19 protein-coding genes are annotated in these 17,978 nt (G+C 65.5%); 9 read left to right on the top strand and 10 right to left on the bottom strand.

Annotated elements, in window-relative coordinates; genetic code table 11:
• Position 1 precedes the first annotated feature (1 nt).
• Positions 2-1,135, bottom strand: coding sequence for an ABC transporter permease (locus XH92_RS16895; protein WP_194460204.1), 1,134 nt, complete (start codon positions 1,133-1,135; stop codon positions 2-4).
• A 141-nt stretch (positions 1,136-1,276) separates the two neighbouring features.
• On the opposite strand from XH92_RS16895, the gene dgcA reads away from it, so the two are divergent.
• Entirely contained in the window at positions 1,277-2,278 is a 1,002-nt protein-coding gene (dgcA, locus tag XH92_RS16890) for an N-acetyl-D-Glu racemase DgcA (protein WP_194460203.1), read from the top strand.
• A gap of 48 nt (positions 2,279-2,326) precedes the next feature.
• Entirely contained in the window at positions 2,327-2,659 is a 333-nt protein-coding gene (locus XH92_RS16885; RefSeq protein ID WP_194460202.1) for a hypothetical protein, read from the top strand.
• A 28-nt stretch (positions 2,660-2,687) separates the two neighbouring features.
• On the opposite strand, the gene XH92_RS16880 is transcribed toward XH92_RS16885, so the two are convergent.
• Positions 2,688-3,887, bottom strand: coding sequence for an MFS transporter (locus XH92_RS16880; RefSeq protein ID WP_194460201.1), 1,200 nt, complete (start codon positions 3,885-3,887; stop codon positions 2,688-2,690).
• A 75-nt stretch (positions 3,888-3,962) separates the two neighbouring features.
• Between XH92_RS16880 and XH92_RS16875 the strand changes: the two genes are divergently transcribed.
• From XH92_RS16875 to XH92_RS16865, 3 genes are all read left to right on the top strand, one after another.
• On the top strand, positions 3,963-5,249 hold the full coding sequence (locus tag XH92_RS16875) for a hypothetical protein (RefSeq protein WP_194460200.1): 1,287 nt from the start codon (positions 3,963-3,965) through the stop codon (positions 5,247-5,249).
• 12 nt (positions 5,250-5,261) lie between these two features.
• Positions 5,262-5,615, top strand: coding sequence for an ADP-ribosylation/crystallin J1 (locus XH92_RS16870; RefSeq protein ID WP_194460199.1), 354 nt, complete (start codon positions 5,262-5,264; stop codon positions 5,613-5,615).
• Positions 5,616-5,734: 119 nt separating this feature from the next.
• Complete coding sequence (locus XH92_RS16865; protein WP_246788461.1) at positions 5,735-7,294, top strand: caspase family protein; 1,560 nt, start codon at positions 5,735-5,737, stop codon at positions 7,292-7,294.
• Positions 7,295-7,368: 74 nt separating this feature from the next.
• On the opposite strand, the gene XH92_RS16860 is transcribed toward XH92_RS16865, so the two are convergent.
• From XH92_RS16860 to thiD, 4 genes are all read right to left on the bottom strand, one after another.
• On the bottom strand, positions 7,369-8,358 hold the full coding sequence (locus tag XH92_RS16860; protein ID WP_194460198.1) for a threonine/serine dehydratase: 990 nt from the start codon (positions 8,356-8,358) through the stop codon (positions 7,369-7,371).
• 42 nt (positions 8,359-8,400) lie between these two features.
• Positions 8,401-9,492, bottom strand: a complete 1,092-nt coding sequence (locus XH92_RS16855; RefSeq protein ID WP_194460197.1) for a glycosyltransferase family 1 protein — start codon at positions 9,490-9,492, stop codon at positions 8,401-8,403.
• Positions 9,489-10,301: a UDP-2,3-diacylglucosamine diphosphatase gene (locus XH92_RS16850; RefSeq protein WP_021078021.1), complete on the bottom strand. Its 813-nt coding sequence runs from the start codon at positions 10,299-10,301 to the stop codon at positions 9,489-9,491. Before XH92_RS16850 ends, XH92_RS16855 begins: the two co-directional genes overlap by 4 nt.
• Before the next feature lie 313 nt (positions 10,302-10,614).
• On the bottom strand, positions 10,615-11,412 hold the full coding sequence (gene thiD / locus XH92_RS16845; protein WP_194460196.1) for a bifunctional hydroxymethylpyrimidine kinase/phosphomethylpyrimidine kinase: 798 nt from the start codon (positions 11,410-11,412) through the stop codon (positions 10,615-10,617).
• Positions 11,413-11,593: 181 nt separating this feature from the next.
• Here thiD and XH92_RS16840 point away from each other — a divergent pair, with 181 nt between their 5' ends.
• Positions 11,594-11,839: an Lrp/AsnC ligand binding domain-containing protein gene (locus tag XH92_RS16840; protein WP_016845986.1), complete on the top strand. Its 246-nt coding sequence runs from the start codon at positions 11,594-11,596 to the stop codon at positions 11,837-11,839.
• Between the two features lie 144 nt (positions 11,840-11,983).
• Here XH92_RS16840 and XH92_RS16835 read toward each other — a convergent pair whose 3' ends face one another.
• Positions 11,984-12,487, bottom strand: a complete 504-nt coding sequence (locus XH92_RS16835; protein ID WP_246788460.1) for a TetR/AcrR family transcriptional regulator — start codon at positions 12,485-12,487, stop codon at positions 11,984-11,986.
• Positions 12,488-12,713: 226 nt separating this feature from the next.
• Here XH92_RS16835 and XH92_RS16830 point away from each other — a divergent pair, with 226 nt between their 5' ends.
• Positions 12,714-13,103 carry a hypothetical protein gene (locus tag XH92_RS16830; RefSeq protein ID WP_194460194.1) on the top strand — a complete coding sequence of 130 codons (390 nt, stop codon included), beginning with the start codon at positions 12,714-12,716 and terminating at the stop codon, positions 13,101-13,103.
• Between the two features lie 20 nt (positions 13,104-13,123).
• A complete protein-coding gene (locus XH92_RS16825) occupies positions 13,124-13,477 on the top strand; it encodes a DoxX family protein (RefSeq protein WP_194460193.1) in 354 nt (117 codons plus the stop codon).
• Positions 13,478-13,501: 24 nt separating this feature from the next.
• Here the strand turns inward: XH92_RS16825 and XH92_RS16820 are convergent, their stop codons facing one another.
• Positions 13,502-14,440, bottom strand: coding sequence for a cytochrome c (locus XH92_RS16820; protein ID WP_194460192.1), 939 nt, complete (start codon positions 14,438-14,440; stop codon positions 13,502-13,504).
• 165 nt (positions 14,441-14,605) lie between these two features.
• Here XH92_RS16820 and XH92_RS16815 point away from each other — a divergent pair, with 165 nt between their 5' ends.
• On the top strand, positions 14,606-15,028 hold the full coding sequence (locus tag XH92_RS16815; RefSeq protein ID WP_194460191.1) for a CHRD domain-containing protein: 423 nt from the start codon (positions 14,606-14,608) through the stop codon (positions 15,026-15,028).
• Positions 15,029-15,119: 91 nt separating this feature from the next.
• Here the strand turns inward: XH92_RS16815 and XH92_RS16810 are convergent, their stop codons facing one another.
• Positions 15,120-15,566: a cytochrome c gene (locus XH92_RS16810; protein WP_194460190.1), complete on the bottom strand. Its 447-nt coding sequence runs from the start codon at positions 15,564-15,566 to the stop codon at positions 15,120-15,122.
• A gap of 102 nt (positions 15,567-15,668) precedes the next feature.
• Positions 15,669-17,978, bottom strand: coding sequence for a xanthine dehydrogenase family protein molybdopterin-binding subunit (locus XH92_RS16805; protein WP_194460189.1), 2,310 nt, complete (start codon positions 17,976-17,978; stop codon positions 15,669-15,671).

Genomic DNA, 17,978 nt, shown 5'->3' with positions numbered 1-17,978 from the left:
ATCACATCCCGATCGAGGCGAAGAAGATCGCGAACACGCCGTCCATCACGATCACGAAGAATATCCCTTTCACCACCGACGCGGTGGTGTGCTGGCCGAGCGACTCCGCCGAGCCCTGTACCGCCAGCCCTTCGACGCAGGCGACGATGCCGATCACCGCGGCCATCACCGGCGCCTTGACCATGCCGACGATGAAATGGTCGATCGATATGGCATCACGAAGGCGGAGCAGGAAGGCCTCCGGATCGACGCCACCATAGAGCCAGGCCACCAGGCCGCCGCCATAGAGCGCGGCCATCGCGCCGAGAAAGGCCAGGATCGGCAGCGCCAGCACCAGCGCCAGCATGCGCGGCAGGATCAGGACCTCGATCGGATCGAAGCCCATGGTGCGCAGCGCATCGATCTCCTCGCGCATCTTCATCGAGCCGAGCTCGGCGGTATAGGCCGAGCCGGAACGACCCGCGACCATGATCGCGACCAGCAGCACGCCGATCTCGCGCAGCACCAGCACGCCCAGCATGTCGACCACGAAGATGTCGGCGCCGAACCTGCGGAAATGGAAGATGCCCTGCTGCGAGATGATGCAGCCGATCAGGAAGGTGATCAGCACCACGATCGGCACAGCACGCCAGCACACCTGCTCGAGGTGATGCACCGTCGAGGTCAGGCGGAAGCTGCGCGGATGGATCAGCACCTTGCCGGCCGCGGCCAGCACCGCGCCGAGCATGTCGATGAGGCCGATGATCGTGCCGCCGACCCCGGCCACGGTGCGGCCGATCTGCTCGAGCATGCCGGTGACCGACAGCCGGTCGTTCACGACCCTCGGCGCAGGGCCGACACGGCGGACCTCGTCGACCAGGCTGGAATAATTGGCCGAGAGGCCCGCGATCTCCGCTTCGGCGCTGGCATCGCTGAGGCTGCGGCGCAGCCGCTCGATCAGCCAGGCACCGAACGTGTCGAGGCTTGCGACCTGCGACACGTCGATGAAGATGTGGGGCCGGCTGCCGCGCAACTTTTCCGCGTCGGAGACGATGCGCTCGAGCGCGGGCGCAAAGCGGGCCGTCCAATTGCCCGCCGCGCACAACGCCAGTCCTTCGCCTTGGGCTATCCGCTCCAGTGTCGGGTCGCCGGTCACCTTTTGCCTACCCCTCAAGCCGGCTGGCCGCCGCTCACTCAGATCTCCGGCGCTGCCGGATCGGCTTGTCGAATCTGTCGCTAACCAGCCATAGTTGGTTGCGCGTCGCAAGCTACGGTTCAGGAAATAGTAGACTTTAAAATGACTTCCAGCCCATCCGAAGCGATTTCCCTGAGCGTTGGGATCGAGCGCTGGCCGATCGCCGGGAGCTTCACGATCAGCCGCGGCGCCAAGACCGAGGCCGTCGTCGTGGTGGCCGAGGTGAGCCAGGGCGGCCTGATCGGCCGCGGCGAATGCGTACCCTACCCGCGCTACGGCGAAACGCCCGAAGCGACGCTGCAGGCGATCCAGGCGATGCGGGAGCCGCTCGCCGGCGGCATGGACCGGATCGCCCTGCAAACCCGGATGCCCGCCGGCGCCGCCCGCAATGCGCTGGATTGCGCGCTGGCGGACCTCGAGGCCAAACGCGCCGGTCAGCGCATCTGGAACCTGCTCGGCCGGCCCGCGCCGGAGCGGCGCACCACCGCCTATACGATCTCGCTCGGGACACCAGAGGCGATGGCGGAGGCCACCGCCATGGCCGCGCATCGCGCGCTGCTCAAGATCAAGCTCGGCGGCGATGGCGACGCGGCGCGTATCGCCGCCGTGCGCAAGGCCGCGCCGGCCTCCGAACTAATCGTCGACGCCAATGAAGCCTGGACCGAGGCCAACCTCGCCGCCAATCTCGCGGCCTGCGCCGATGCCGGCGTCACGCTGATCGAGCAGCCGCTGCCGGCGGGCAAGGACGAGGCGCTGGCGCAGATCAAGCGCCCGGTCGCGGTCTGCGCCGACGAAAGCGTGCACGACCGCGCCTCGCTCGAAGGCCTGCGCGGCCGCTATGACGCCGTCAACATCAAGCTCGACAAGACCGGCGGGCTGACCGAGGCACTCGCGATGGCGGACGCCGCAAGCGCGCTCGGCTTCGAGATCATGATCGGCTGCATGGTCGCGACCTCGCTCGCGATGGCGCCGGCGATGCTGATCGCGCAAGCCGCGCGCTTCGTCGATCTCGACGGCCCGCTGTTGCTGGCCAGGGACCGCGACAATGGCCTGCGCTACGAGGGCAGCCTGGTCTATCCGCCGGATGCCGCGCTCTGGGGATGACCGCGGCCAAAAGGCTGTCTCGGCATCCTCGTCGATAAGGCAAGAGCCATGGGACCTTTGTTCGTACTCCTCATCATGGCCACGCTCGCCGGGATGCTCTTCGTCTGCGCATTCGGCATCCTGCTTTTCAAGTTCTCCATCCGCCTGGCATCTGCTGTGGCAATCAGCTTTGCCGGGGGAGCGGTTCTCTCGCTTTATCCCGCGATCTTCGCCGCGTCGCCCTTTGTGGGGGAGACAACATTCCAGTCACGCTTCGCCGTTTGTCTCTTTCTGGCCTGGCTGGCATCCGCCGGCATTGCCGGTGGCATAGTCGCGGCATTTTTTGCTCTGCGTCTAATCCGGCATCGTCGGAGCAAGGCACTCCTGCCGCCATTGCAATGAGAGACAGCTCGAACACGCGTCGCTTTGCCTAGCCTGAACCGGTATCCGGCTTGGTCGCAACGACGAACCTATGCCGCGCCAGCCACATCACCAGCCCGCCGGTCGCCGCCATCGCGGCCATCATGTCATAGACGCCGAGCCCGAAGCGCGCATAGACCATGCCGCTGACGATCGCCGTGGTGCTCGCGACGATGCCGCCGCAGGCGGTGAGATAGCCTTGCGCGCGCGCCATCACATGAGGCGGCACGTGATGCACCATCAACCCCATGATGCCGACCTGAGTCAGGCCGAAGCTGAGCCCATGTCCGAGCTGGACCACCGCCAGCACCGCAAGCGGCGGATCCTGCGCGGTGATCGCCCAGCGCGCGACGGCGCTGGCGGCCGCGATCATCACCAGCACCGCCGACGGCAGCGTGAAGCGCGGCGAGGCCGCAAACAGCACGATCTCTGCGATCACGCCGAGCACCCAGAGGACCGCGATGGTCAGGCCGCTGAAACCGGCCTGCTGCCAGGCAATCGATGCGAAGATGTAATAGGCGCCGTGGCTGCCCTGGATCAGCGCCGAGGACACGATGATGGCGAGGAAGGTCGGATTGCGCAGCAGCCTCGGCACGCCACCCGCATGCGCGACGGTGGCCGCCGGGCGGCCCAGCGGACGTAATGTCAGCCCGACGAGCGCGCCGAGCACGGTCACGGCCGTGATGATCCAGATCAGATCGACCTCCGCGACATAGCGCAGCAGGAACCCGCTCACGAGTGCGCAGACCGCGAAGGCCGCCGAACCCCACAGCCGCAGCGGCCCGTAGCTGAGGCCGAATTGCCTGACGCCGCGTAGCGCATAGGCGTCGGTGAGCGGCACCAGCGGCGTCCACACGCAGCAGGTCAGCGCATAGACCGCGAGCAGCACGAAGGGCTGGTGCTGGGTGCCGATCACAGCAAAGCCGAGCGCCGTGGCGAATCCGGTGGCGATCAGCGCGCCGCGCAGCATCTGGCGGCGCTCCGCCGCCGCGGTAATCAGCGGCAGCACGGTGAAGCGCGTCACCGGCGGGACCGCGGTGATGATGCCGATCCAGGTGGCATCGATCCCGATCGCCTTCAGCCACACCGTGAAGAAAGGCAGGTGGACACCGGTCATCCCGAACGTCGTGGCATAGAATGCCGCGAGGCTGCGCGCGAATCGCCGCGACGCAACTTTGGCTGCGATGGGGATTTGTGATTCGGAAGACATCAATTCAATTGCGATTCGCGCGATATCGTGGTGATCGTTAGCGTAACGCGCAGTGATTTGCGCGGAGAGATTGTGATGGCCGAAGAAGCATTCGCCCTGTCGCCGATATCCGCCCGCGCGGCCCTGCCGAGCGAGGAGGACTATGCCGCGATCAGCGCGGCCTTCATGGAGACCTCGCGGGGCCGCTGGTTCCTCGGCGAATACGCCAAGCGCAACCGCAATGCCGACACCCGCATGGTGCTCGATGCCGTGGCTCGGATCGAGGAAAGCCTCAGCGCGCAGCGGCAGGCCGCCGCAGCGGCCGTCAGGGACGAGCAGCTGGCAGAGACGCTGGCCGCCATGCGCAGCGCGATCGAGGTCGCCCAGGCCTCCGCCATCGCGGCGCTCGACGGCATCAGCTTCGATCAGAACCTCGGGCCGGTGCGCAAGGGCGTGCGGGTGATTCGGGAGATCTCCTGGCGGCTGCGCGAAATCGGCAATGACGGCCGGATCTGCGACATCATCGATTCGCAGGCCAGCGCGATCGAGGCCGGCGCCGCCGAGGTCTCGATGAACGACGCCAAGGCCGTGCTCGACGCCGCCTTCGCGGCGCTGGCCCGCCGGCTCAGCGAATTCGATCCGGACCAAGGGGCGACGCCCGCGGCCGAACCGGCCGCCGCCGAAGCACCGGTTGCGGAAACGTCCGCGGCTGCCCCCTCGGCGCAACCAGTGGCCGAAAGCGCTGCGCCCGACGCGACTGCCACCGCGACGCCGCCGGCGCCGTCTCAAGAGGCTGTCACAACGCCGCTCGCCGCGGCACCCGTTGCAACGCCGGTCCCTGAGGCTACCGCGGCCGCCATGCGAGAGCCGAGCGAAGCATGGCTCAAGGCGGAAGCTGCGCTGGCCGAAGCCGAAGCCGCAGAGCTCGCCCGCGTCACCGACGAGGCCGCCGCCGATGCCGAGGACGAAGCGGTGCTCGACCTCATCGCGATGGAGATGGGCGCGCCCGATCCGATCGACGAAGACGCGATCGCCGAGGAAATGCGCGCAGCCGAGGAGATGCGCGTCGCCGAGGCGATGGCCGCCGAGCCCGAGATGGATGCGCCGGCCATTCAGCCTGAGCCTGCACCGCCGCCCGAGCCGAAGGTCGAGGTCAGGGTCGAGCCGCCCTTGATGGCCGCAGCGACAGTTGCCGCGGCGCCGGCGGCCGCACCGCCGCCTCTGCCGACCATCGTTGAGGCTCCCGCTCCCGCCGCGGAGGTCTCGCTCGGCTCGACCATCATCGCCAGCGGCCTGCTGAAGAAGCCGAGCGTCGCGGCCAACGATCCGCTCGCGCCGATCCGCCGCATGAGCCAGGCCGAGAAGATCGCGTTCTTCTCGTAGGCGCTCGATCCGATGTCGGAAAAAGCCGCCACGATCACTCTTTGGCGACCAGTAGGCCCCCAGGAGCTCGCACTGATCGAGCAGAGTGGCATGCGAGCCTTTCCGCCACGGCTTCCCGATCAACCGATCTTCTATCCGGTCCTGACGGAAGAATATGCCGCAAAGATCGCGCGCGACTGGAACGTACCCGCAAGTGGCGCTGGATTCGTCACAAGGTTTCAGGTCGAGCGAAGCTTCATCGATCGCTACGATGTGCAGGAGGCAGGCGGCCGCGCACATCTCGAATACTGGATTCCGGCGGAGGACCTGCCGGCATTCAATGCTGCAATCGTCGGGCCGATCGAAGTCATCCGCAGCTTCCCTTGAGGCGGTTTGTTCCCGTTTGACCACCCGCGCAGCGTGACCCAATTCACGTACGGCGGGCGCGTCCGCGCCTAGCCTTGCCGCGACCGGTCCCGCACCGGGACCAGCTTTGGGAGCGCGCCATGGTCCGCCTGACATCCATCATGATATCGGCCGCATTGCTCGGCCTGTTCAGCCTCGGTGTATCGGGCACAGCGACTGCCGAGACCGGCGGCATCACCGTCGGCAATGCAGCGCAGGCGCCGGCACACTCCGTCGACCAGGCGGCTTCGCCCGCGACATCAGCGGCGGCGGTGCCGGGCGCGCTGCGCGGCCCCGAGCAGCGCGTCGCGTTGGTGATCGGCAATGCGAACTATGAGAATGCGCCAAGACTCGCCAATCCCGGCAATGACGCGCAGTCGATGGCCGAGCTGTTGAACGCGGCCGGCTTCGAGGTGATCTCCGCGACCGACCTCAGGCAAAGCGACATGGTGAAAGTGTTGCGGGATTTCTCCGACAAGGTCGCGGCGCGCGGCCCCGGCACGGTCGCGATGATCTACTACGCCGGCCACGGCGTGCAGCTTGCCGGTGAGAACTATCTGATTCCGGTCGATGCCAGGATCGCAACGCCGTCCGACCTCGACGGCAATGCGGTGCGCCTCGTCGACGTGATGGGCACGCTCGAGAACATCCCGAGCCGGATGCGCATCGTGGTGCTCGACGCCTGCCGCAACAACCCGTTTCCGAACGTCAACGACGCCGGCCGCGGCCTTGCCGTGGTCGACGCACCCAGCGGCTCGATCGTCGGCTATTCGACCGCGCCCGGCATGGAGGCGCAGGACGGCAGCAACGGCCACAGTCCCTACACCAACGCCTTCCTGCGCCTGGCGCGCGAACCCAATCTGCCGATCGAGCAGCTGTTCAAGCGCATCCGCCTCGACGTCAACTCGACGACCGACGGCCGCCAGACGCCCTGGGAAAGCTCGTCGCTGACCTCCGATTTCTATTTCTTCGGCGACACCGCGGGCGCGTCGGCGCGTGCGCCGGCGAACGGCCCAATCGTGCAGATGGCATCGAACCTGCCGAACCGCTCGGTGCGTCAGGCCTATGACTTCGTGCTGTCCGAGGGCCGGCCGGAATACTACGAGGAGTTCATCCGGCTGTATCCGCGCGATCCGCTGTGCGAGCGCATTCGCTTCCTGCTGACGAACTGGTTGCAGGTCGCGGCCTGGCACAAGGCTGTGCTTGCCAACACGCCGTTCGCCTACAAGACCTTCCACGACAATTTCGCTGGCAGCCCTTACGCGCAGGCGGCGTTGAAGCTGCAGGCGCAGCCGAAGGCAATCCCGCTGATGCAGTTCACGCGGCTGTCAAACCGTCAGACCTTCCAGCCGCTCAATGCCGGCGCCCAGAGCACCGTCGGCAAGATCGTGACCATGCCCGCATCAGGCGCGAAGCCGGTCGACGCGCCGGGCTCAATCGGCAAGGGCAAGGTTGCGAACCTTCCTGGAGCCAATGCCGGCAACACCTCGTCGAACCGGATCATGAAGGACAACGGCGGGCAGCACGTCCGCGCCGAGCGGCAGAACACGCGTGTCAGCCGGATGGGATCGGGTGGTGGCCATACCGCGTTCCACCCAAGCCCGACCGGCTCACACCCCGGCGGAATGAGCGGCGGCCACCGTGGCGGCTTCAGGCACTGATCGGCCGCACGCCACAACGAAACGGGGGCAGAGCGCGTACCGCCCTGCCCCCGTTTCTTTTCAAGATACTGATCTCAGGCGACAAGCTTCGCGAACAGGTCGGCATCGACATTGCCGCCCGAGAGCACGATGACGACGTTCTTGCCCTTGGCGTCGATCCGCCCCGCCAGCAGCGCAGCAAGCCCGATCGCGCCGCCCGGCTCGACCACGAGCTTCAGCTCGCGATAGGCAAAGGCGACGGCCGCGCCGACTTCGTCATCGGTGGCGCTGACGCCATTCGCGAGCAGCTTGCTGTTGATGGCGAAGGTCAATTCGCCCGGCATCATCGCCATCAGCGCATCGCAGATGGTGCGCGCGGCGACCGGATGCGCCTCGCGATGGCCGACCTTGAGCGACAGGGCGTGATCGTCATAGCCCGCGGGCTCGGCGACGATCACCTGGGCCTGCGGATATTTTGCTTTCACCGCGGTGGCGACACCCGCGATCAAACCGCCGCCTGATGCCGGCGCGACCACGATATCGGGCGTCAGCCCGAGCGCCGCCATGTCCTCGGCGATCTCGCGGCCGGCGGTGCCCTGGCCCGCGATCACCAGGGGATCGTCATAGGGAGGCACCAACGTCGCGCCACGCTTGCTGGCGATGCCGCTCGCGATCGCCGCACGGTCGTCGCGATCGCGATCGTACAGCACGACCTCGGCGCCATAGGACTTGGTCCGCTCGCGCTTGGTGAGCGGGGAGTCCGCAGGCATCACGATGGTCGCCTGCATGTTGAGGATCTTTGCCGCCGCGGCAACGCCCTGGGCGTGGTTGCCCGAGGAGAACGCAACGACGCCGCCGCTCCGCTTGTCCTGCGGGATCGAGGCGAGCTTGTTGAAGGCGCCGCGGAACTTGAACGATCCGGTCCGCTGCAGCATCTCGGGCTTGAGGAAGACCCGGCTGCCGACACGTTCGTTGAGAACGGGGAAGGTCAGGAGCGGCGTGCGCACCGCGAACGGCGCGACCACCCTTGCGGCGGCATCGATGTCCGCGGCAGCGACGGGTGGATTGAGAGGGGTGTCCGTCATCCGCAATTTCTATCGCGGCGCCGGGCAGCCCGGCAAGACGCTTTAGCGTGAGGTGGGATGCGGGGCGGGCAAGGCCGCGAAATGGTGCTCTTCGGCGCCGAATTCGAACGCCTCCCCCTCGCCGTCGGGCGCTGCGGGGCGGACGTTCATGCAGCGGTCGATGAACACCCGGGCCGATGCCTGCCAGGTGTGGAGCGCGGCGAAATCGACGCAGGCCTGCCGCGGAATGCTGAGCGCCTCCAGGCAAGCGTGCCGCAAATCCTCGTCGAGCACGCCGACCGGCGCCGCGCCGATCACGTCACGAGGGCCGGTGACCGGAAAAGCGGCAACCGGCAGGCCGCTCGCCAGCGCCTCCAGCAGCACCAAACCGAACGTATCGGTGCGGCTGGGGAAAACGAACACGTCGGCCGCAGCATAGATTTCGGCCAATTCTTCCCCATGACGAGCGCCGAGGAAGACGGCTTCCGGATATTTCCGCTCCAGCGCCGCCCGCGCCGGCCCGTCGCCGACCACGACCTTGGTGCCGGGCAGATCGAGATCGAGGAACGCCTCGAGATTCTTCTCCACCGCCACCCGGCCGACGCTGAGATAGACCGGCTGCGGCAGGCAGAGATCGACGTCGCGCGGATGGAACAGCGCGGTATCGACGCCGCGCGACCACAGCACCACGTTGCGGAAGCCGCGCTGGCGCAGCTCGGCGGCCAGCGCCGGGGTCGCCGCCATCACCGCCCGGCTCGGCTTGTGGAACCAGCGCAGCGCACGCCACACCCAGGCTTCCGGAACCGGTGTCCGTGCCGAGACGTATTCGGGAAAGCGGGTGTGGAAGCTCGTCGTGAACGGCAGGCCGCACTTGCGGCAATAGCGGCGAACCGACAGCCCGATCGGGCCTTCGGTCGCGATATGGATGCTGTCGGGCTTGGCCGCCTCGATCAGGCTCGCGACCTTGGACCGGTACGGCAGCGCCAGCCGGAGATCGCGATAGCTCGGCATCGCGAAGGTGCGGAACTCGTCCGGCGTCAGGAAGCTCACCTCGACGCCGAGCGATTGCGCCGCCTGTGCCATCATGGTCAGCGTGCGGACAACCCCGTTGACCTGGGGATGCCACGCATCGGTCGCGACCAGGATATGCGTCATGCAGCGCGTGCCGTCACTCGCGGAACCGGCGCGATCCGGCGCACCGGGTCGGTCCAGGTGATGATTTCGAAGCTGCCGTCCTCATGCTCGGCGAGCGCGGTGCAGCTCTCGACCCAGTCGCCGCAATTCATGTAGCGGATGCCGTGCTCGTCATGAATCGTCGCGTAGTGGATGTGGCCGCAGATCACGCCGTCGCAGCCGTGGCGCCGCGCCTCACCGGCAAGCGTCGCCTCGAACGCGCCGATATAGTTCACCGCCTTCTTGACCTTCAGCTTGGCCCATTGCGACAGCGACCAGTAGGGAACGCCGAACATCTTGCGGAAGAAGTTGACGAAGCGATTCATCTGGATCGCGAAGTCGTAGGCCTTGTCGCCGAGATGGGCGAGCCAGCGCGCGTTCTGCACCACGAGATCGAAGATGTCGCCGTGGATCACGAGGTAGCGCTTGCCGTCGGCGCCGGTGTGGACGGTGTTCTCCACCACGTCGATGCCGCCGAAATGCGTACCGTAATATTTGCGCAGGAACTCGTCGTGGTTGCCCGGGACGTAAATCACCTTGGCACCCTTGCGCGCCTTGCGCAGCATCTTTTGCACGAAATCGTTATGGGTCTGCGGCCAGTACCAGTTCGACTTCAGCGCCCAGCCATCGACGATATCACCAACGAGGTAGATCGTGTCGGCATCGTGAGAGCGGAGGAAGTCCAGCAGGCGGTCGGCTTGCGAACCGCGGGCTCCGAGATGGACATCGGAGATAAACAAAGTGCGAAAGCGCCGCTCGGGGCTCTCTTCACTCAAGGAGTCACTTCCCATGCCTGTGCACCTAACAGATTCCTGTGACAAGGCGATGACGATCCCCGCGACCCAAGGCCCCACAAACAGTTAACGAGAATCAGCAGCACGCCCCTCCCCTGCGGATAACAGGGGCGTGCGACAATCTGGCGACATGGGCGATCGCAGCTGTGTGGAACAGGCGTTGTGTTGTGCGCATATCGCGGCGGAACAACACACATCCGAAGCGGCGATGATCGCGTAGCCCGGATGAAGCGAAGCGCAATCCGGGGTCCTGTATCCGCGGATGTCGCGGCCCCGGATTTCGCTGCGCTCCATCCGGGCTACAAGAGCTTCAGTAGTATTTGTGGAAGTGATGCACCGGTCCGTGGCCGTGGCCGACGGCGAAGCGATCGGCTTCTGCGATCGCACCCGTGATCCAGGCCTTGGCGTTGCGCACGGCGGTCTCCATGCCCTCGCCCTTCGCGAGTCCTGCCGCGATTGCCGACGACAGCGAGCAGCCGGTGCCGTGCGTGTTCGCGGTGGCAATGCGTGGTGCCGCGAGTGCGATGCTGCGCGCGGCGTCGATCAGATAGTCGATGCTGTCAACGCCGGAGCCGTGGCCGCCCTTCACCAGCACCGCGCGACATCCCATCGCGAGCAATCGCTTGCCTTGTCGCTCGACGTCGGCCTCGTTCGAGGCGACCGGCTCGTTCAAGAGCGCCGCCGCTTCCGGCAGGTTCGGCGTGATCAGCGAGGCCAGTGGAAACAGCATGGTCTTCAGCGCATCGACGGCCTCGGCCGCCAGCAGCCGATCGCCCGAGGTTGCGACCATCACCGGATCGAGCACGACGTGGCGCGGCGCCCAGCGCTTCAGCCCATCGGCGATCGCTGCGATTGTGTCGGCCTGCGCCACCATGCCGATCTTGACCGCGCCGACGTCGAGATCGGAGAACACCGCATCGATCTGCGCGGTGACGAACGAAGCCGGCACCGGATGGATTCCGCTGACCCCCGTGGTGTTCTGCGCGGTCAGCGCCGTGATCGCCGAGGCGCCATAGACCCCGAGCGCGGCAAAGCTCTTGAGGTCGGCCTGGATGCCCGCCCCGCCCGAGGAATCCGAGCCGGCGATGGTGAGCGCGACCGGCGTCATGCTGCGGCACCGGCGGTTGAAACGAATGAGACCATCACGAACAAGATCATGGCCTGTCCTAGCCCGCCCGCCCATCGGCAGCAAGTTCGCCTGACTTTACCGCAGGTTGGCGCCGCCTTGACCCTTGCTTTGGCGGCCCGTTTTGGGCCTATAGTCACGGAAATCCCCGGAGACGACTTTGATGGTTCCTTTCTTCGTCCAGATCAAATGCAAGCTCGGCCAGTCCTACACCGTCGCCAACGCGCTGGCGGAAGCCGAGATTGCGTCCGAGATCTATTCCACCGCGGGCAACTACGACCTCCTGGTCAAGTTCTACGTCGACCACGACACCGACATCGGCCATTTCATCAACGAGAAGGTTCAGGTGATCCCGGGCATCCAGGACACCCTCACCATCATCACCTTCAAGGCGTTCGGCGCGAAGTAACGCATCGATCTTCCCAAATGCCCGATTGGCGAGGTGCGCGCGGCCAATGCGCGATGAGATTGGGTTGAATCGTCGTCGCGCTTTAGCTCCTTGTTTGAGCATGATCGTTTCGGAAAACCGCTTCACACTTTTCCGGATCATGCTCTAGGCGGCCGGCGCCGCGTCGATCAGCGCCTTCAGGAACGTGACAACGATACGGCCGCTGCGACTCACTTCGCCGCCCCTCGACAACAGCGCCATGCCGCGGCCCAATGCGATGAAGCCGGTCGCGATCTCCACGGGATCAGCGGGCGCCTGCTTGCCAAGCAACTCGAACAGCCGCGTCACCAACACGCCCAGGGCACGGCGGTGCTTGCGGTTGAGTTCGTTATAGCCTTGCGCGAAAGTCGGGCTGCGCAGCGCCTGCAATTGCAGCTCGATCGCCAGCACGGCAAACCCCGGATCCGAATTGGCGGTGGCGGCCCATTTTTCAAGGCCCGCCATCACCTTCGCAGGCTCGCCCGGCGTCTGCCCCAATACGCTTTCGATTTTTGCACGCTCCTCGGATTGGTGCTGCTGCACCAGTTCCAGCAGGATCGCCTCCTTGTCGGGAAAATTCGAATAGAACGCGCCCTGCGAAAATCCGGCTGCGTCGGCGATGTCGCGCACGGAGGCCTGCGCAAACCCCTTCTTGATGATCTCCTCGCGCGCCGCCTCGATCAGGAGACTCTTCGTACGGGCCTGACTTTCCTCGCGATTTAGCCTGGGCAACGGACAAGGCTCCCGGATTTAAAATACCAATTGATTTTCAGATATCATCTGATATCTATTTTCAGATAGCAGTTGATATTTGTAACGCGACGAGTCGGCTACACGCGCACGGAGTAGCTATATCATGCAGATCAGGCCATTGGACCGGACGCTCGCGATTCTGGCGACGCTCGCGGCGTTGAGCGTCGCCACCATGGTGATCGGTATCCTCACCACCAGGGGTTCGCAGGACTACTTCCAGACCGCCCGCTCCGTCTCCCAGGTCAAGTTTCACGCCAGCTATCTCGCAGCCTTGCTGTTCTCGTTCGGCTTCCTGCAGTTCGGCAGGCTCGGCAGGACGATCGCGGTGGTGCTGTGGTGCTACATCCCGTTCGGGATCCTGATTTCGGTCACGCCGGTGGAGCAGGCGAAGGCGCTGGTCCTCGCACGGACAATCTTCTTCGTCTTTGCCTTCATCCTGTCCGCCGTCCTGTTCGCTTCACAGGCCAAGAGCGACGGTCGGTACAGCCAATGACAAGCCCGGAGGGTCCCCTGATGCCGATCACGATGGTCACGATTGCCGGACGAAGCCTGCTCGCATTGCTGTTCATCCTTGCCGGCGCAGCCAAGATCGCTGGCCCGAAGCCGTTCCTCGACCACATGGCGGCACACCATATTCCCGGCGTGCTGCTGCCGCTGGTGATCGCGCTGGAGCTTGGCGCGGGCCTGGCGTTGATGATCGGCTGGCAGCTGTCATTCGCCGCCGGCGCGCTGGCGCTGTTCTGCCTCGCGACCGCGTTCGGATTCCACCTCGACCTCGCCGACAAGGTGGAACGAACGCTATTCTTCAAGGATCTTGCGATTGCCGGTGGCTTGATGGTCATTGCCGCCAGCGCATGGCGCGGATGAAAGGCCAAGCATCATCAGGCGCCATCATGAAGGATCACTCTTGTCCGCCTTGCGCGTCGGCTTCGGCGGCCCGTCGACCGGCGGCAGCGACTTGATGTACTCGGCGATCGCGTCGCGATCGCTTGACGAGAGCTGCGAGGTGTTGCGGATCACGCGCACCATCGATCCGCCGGCGCTGTCGCCGTCCGGCGTCTGGCCGCTCTCGAGGAAATAGGCGATGTCCTTTGCGCTCCAGTCCGCGATCCCCCGCGGCGTGATGTTGGGCACCCAGCCCTCGCCCTCCGGATTCGGGCCACCGGCGAAGCGCTGCGAAGTGATGATGCCGCCGAGGAAATTGCGCGGGCTGTGACACTCGGCGCAATGGCCGAAACTGTTGACGAGATAGGCGCCGCGGTACCAATGCGCCGAGCGGCTCGCATCAGCGATGAACGGCTTGCCGTCCATGAACAGGAATTTCCAGACGCCGACATCGCGCCTGATGTTGAAGGGAAACGGCAAATCGTGCTCGCGCACCTTGCCCGCGACCGGCGGCAAGGTCTTGAGATAGGCGAACAGGTCGCGCACGTCATTGACCCTGGCGTGCTGATAGGACGTGTAGGGAAACGCCGGAAAATAGTGCGTCCCCGACGGCGAGGTGCCCTTCATGACCGCGGTGACGAAATCGGCCTCGCTCCAGCGGCCGATGCCGTCGTTCGGGTCGGGCGAGATGTTCGGGGCATAGAAGGTGCCGAACGGCGACGGTATCGCGAGCCCGCCGCCGAGCCGCGTGCGGTCGTCCTGCTTCGGCACCGCGTGGCAGGAGGAACATCCTCCCGCATTGAACGTTGTGAGCCCGTTGGCCAGATTGGGCTGGTAGGCGGGCAGCGCGCTCGCGGCAACGGTCGCGGGGATCGTCAGCCACCAGAACACGCCAAGGCCGATCAAGCCGGCGAGGCCGGCCAGGAGGAGAATTCGTCGCAACATTCACCGATCCGTCATTGGTCGCGTCAGTTCATCAACCAGTATGATGGCAACCGGTCGCACAAGCTCGCATCAAATTTGCCGCACTCACGATGATTTTGGGAATAAATCCGAAGCGCCGCGGTTTGAAGATTGCAACCATCGTGTGACGTCAAAGGGGAGAGAACCATGCCAAACAAGACCTTGCTTGCCACGCTGACACTGGGCGCCGCAATCGCCCTTGCCGGTCCGGCCCTTGCCGAGAAGCTGCAGGCCAAACTGGACGGCAAGTCCGAAGTGCCTGCGACCACCAGCGCCGGCACCGGCACCGCCGACATCGACTACGATGCCGCCACCAAGAAGCTGAGCTGGAAGCTGACCTATTCCGGCCTGTCGGGTCCGGCGACGGCTGCGCATTTCCACGGTCCCGCCGAGGCCGGCAAGAATTCCGGCGTCGCGGTTGCGATCCCGAACGCGACGTCGAGCCCGGTCGAGGGTAGCGCAACGTTGACCGACGCGCAGGCCGCCGATCTCCTCGCCGGCAAGTATTATGTCAACGTCCACACCGCGGCCAACCCGGGCGGAGAGATCCGCGGCCAAGTCACGAAGTAGATCTGACCAAGTAAGCGTTAACAAGAAACGGCCGACACAAGGAAGGGCGGACGCCTTGCAGCGTCCGCCCTTCTCGTTGACCGAGCGGCCCTCAGCCCTTCTTGAGGCGATAGGTCTCGTGGCAGCCGCCGCATTGCTTGCCGATCACGGTCAGCTCGGCCTTCAGCGTGTCGACATCCTTGATCTTGCCCTTGGCGTCGGTGACCGACTTGGCAAAGCTCGCGATGTGCTGCTCGAAGCCCGCCTTGTCTTCCCAGATCTTCGGCCCGGCGGAGTAGTCGCCATCCGTCTTGAGCCCCTTGCTGCTTTCCGGGAACAGCGTCGGCAGCTTCTTGGCGGTGTCCTCGAATTTCGCCAGCGCGGCGTCGACCGTTGCCTGGTCGTAGGGCTTCTCGCCCTTGATCATGGCGCCGAGCGCACCGGCGTTCTTGCCGGTTTCCTTCATCTGGGCCTGCGTCTGCTTGACCTGATTCTGGTCGGCCACGACAGCACCCGCACTCAACGCAAGCATCGCTGCAACGACGACAATCCGCTTCATCGGCAAAACCCTCAATCCTGCTCTGTCCCGGTCCGCAGGTACGCGGCCGGCCTGGTTAGCAAACACCGCAGGCGGAATCTTCATTCCGCCTGCGACAATTTATCAGAGGTTATGGCGGCGCTGCGCCTCGCGGATCGCGATCCAGATCCGCTCCGGCGTGGCCGGCATGTCGACATGGTCGATTCCGAACTCGCGATGCAGCCCCTCGACGATCGCGTTGACGACTGCCGGACACGAGCCGATCGCGCCGGCCTCGCCGGCGCCCTTCACGCCGAGCGGGTTGGTCGTGCACGGCACGTTGTGGGTCTCGAACACGAAGGACGGCCCGTCGGAAGCGCGCGGCATCGCATAGTCCATGAAGGTGCCGGTGACGAGCTGACCGTCGGCCTGGCTATAGACCGCCTGCTCCATCAGCGCCTGCCCGATGCCCTGCATCGCCCCGCCATGAACCTGGCCCGCGAGCATCAGCGGATTGAGCGTGACGCCGAAATCGTCGACGATGACGTAGCTGACGATCTTGATGATGCCAGTGGCGGGATCAATCTCGACCTCGGCGAGATGCGTGCCGTTCGGATAGGTGCCGTCGGCGCTGGCGAAGGTCGCGCTCGCATTCATCTTCGACGTATCGCCGCCGGGACGCTTGGCGAGATCGGCAAAGCTGACCGAGCGATCGGTGCCGGCGATCCGGATGCGGCCGTCTGATATCTCGAGGTCGCCGGTGCCGGCTTCCAGCGCCTGCGCCGCAAGCTCCTTCAGCTTGTTGCCGAGCTCGTGCGTCGCACGTTGCACGCTGACGCCGCCGGACGGGATCGAGGCCGAACCGCCGGTGCCGAGGCCGGTCGCGATCTTGTCGGTGTCGCCCTGCAGCACATGGACACGCTCGGGCGGCACGCCGAACTGCTCGGCGACGATCTGCGCATAGGCGGTCTGGTGGCCCTGCCCGCTCGACTGCGTGCCGATCAGGATCGAGATGTCGCCGTTGGGATCGAGCGCCACATTGGCGGTCTCCTCGCCCATGGTGCCGCAGACCTCGACATAGCTCGCCATGCCGATGCCCCGCACCAGGCCGTCCTTCTTGGCGGCCTTGGCGCGCTTCGGAAACTCCTTCCAGTTGGCGATCTCCATCGCGCGCTTCATATGCGCGACGAAGTCGCCGGAGTCGTAGACCTTGCCGGTCGCGGTCGTATAGGGCAACGACTTCGGCGGGATGAAGTTCTTCCGCCGGATCGCATCCGGCGTCATGCCGAGTTTTCGCGCGGCTGCATCCACGAGGCGCTCGATCACATAGGCGGCCTCCGGGCGGCCGGCGCCGCGATAGGCATCGACCGGCACCGTGTTGGTGAACACGGTGCGGACGCGGCAGTGGAAGGCCTGGATGTCATAGAGGCCCGGCAGCATGCCGGCGCCGCCATGCGGGATGTAGGGCGCGAAGGTCGAGAGATAGGCGCCCATGTCGCCCATCAGGTCGACATCCATGCCGAGGAATTTGCCGTCCTCGGCGAGCGCCATCTTCGCGGTGGTGAGGTTGTCGCGGCCCTGCGCATCGCCCATGAAATGGTCGGAGCGCTCGGCGGTCCACTTGATGGTCTTCTTGAGCTTGCGCGCCGCGACCGAGATCAGCGCATACTCGCGATAGGGAAACAGTTTGGTGCCGAAGCCGCCGCCGACATCCGGGCAGATCACCCGCATGTTCTCCTTCGGCATCTTCAGGATCATGTCGCAGAGGATCTCGCGCAGGCGGTGGCTGCCCTGGCTGCCGATCGTCAGCGTCAGATGATCCTTCTTGGCGTCGTATTCGGCGACCGCAGCGCGCGTCTCCATGAAATTGGTGATGACGCGCGGATTGACGATAGTGATCTCGGCCACCGCATGCGCCTTGGCGAAGGCGGCTTCTGCGGCGCCCTTGTCGCCGATCGAGACGTCGAACAGCAGATTGCCGGGCTTGTCGGGCCACACCTGCGGCGCGTCCTTCTTCACCGCATTGATCAGGCCGGCCACCGCCGGCAGCGGCGTCCACTTGACGTCGATGGCCTCGATCGCGTCGCGGGCATGATCAACGGTATCGGCGACCACAAAGGCGATGGCGTCGCCGACATGGCGCACTTCATCCTTGGCGAGGATCGGATAAGGCGGCGCGGTGAACGGATCGGTTTCCAGATTGAACAGGCACGGCAGGCCGCCGAGTTCGGCGACATCGGCCGCGGTCAGGATCAGCGCCACGCCGGGCATGCCGCGGGCCTTGCCGGCATCGATCGTGTAGGTCGCGTGCGCGTGCGGCGAACGCAGCATCAGCGCGTGCAATGCGGGAGACGGGGCGACGTCGTCGGTATAGCGGCCCTTGCCGCGAATCAGAGCGTCGTCCTCCTTGCGCCGCACACTTTGTCCGACGCCGAATTTGATGGGAGCTGCCAT

Source organism: Bradyrhizobium sp. CCBAU 53421 (assembly GCF_015291625.1).
Classification (GTDB): Bacteria; Pseudomonadota; Alphaproteobacteria; order Rhizobiales; family Xanthobacteraceae; genus Bradyrhizobium.
The sequence above is the reverse complement of the archived record's forward strand: the minus strand, read 5'-3'. Positions and strand labels throughout refer to the sequence as shown.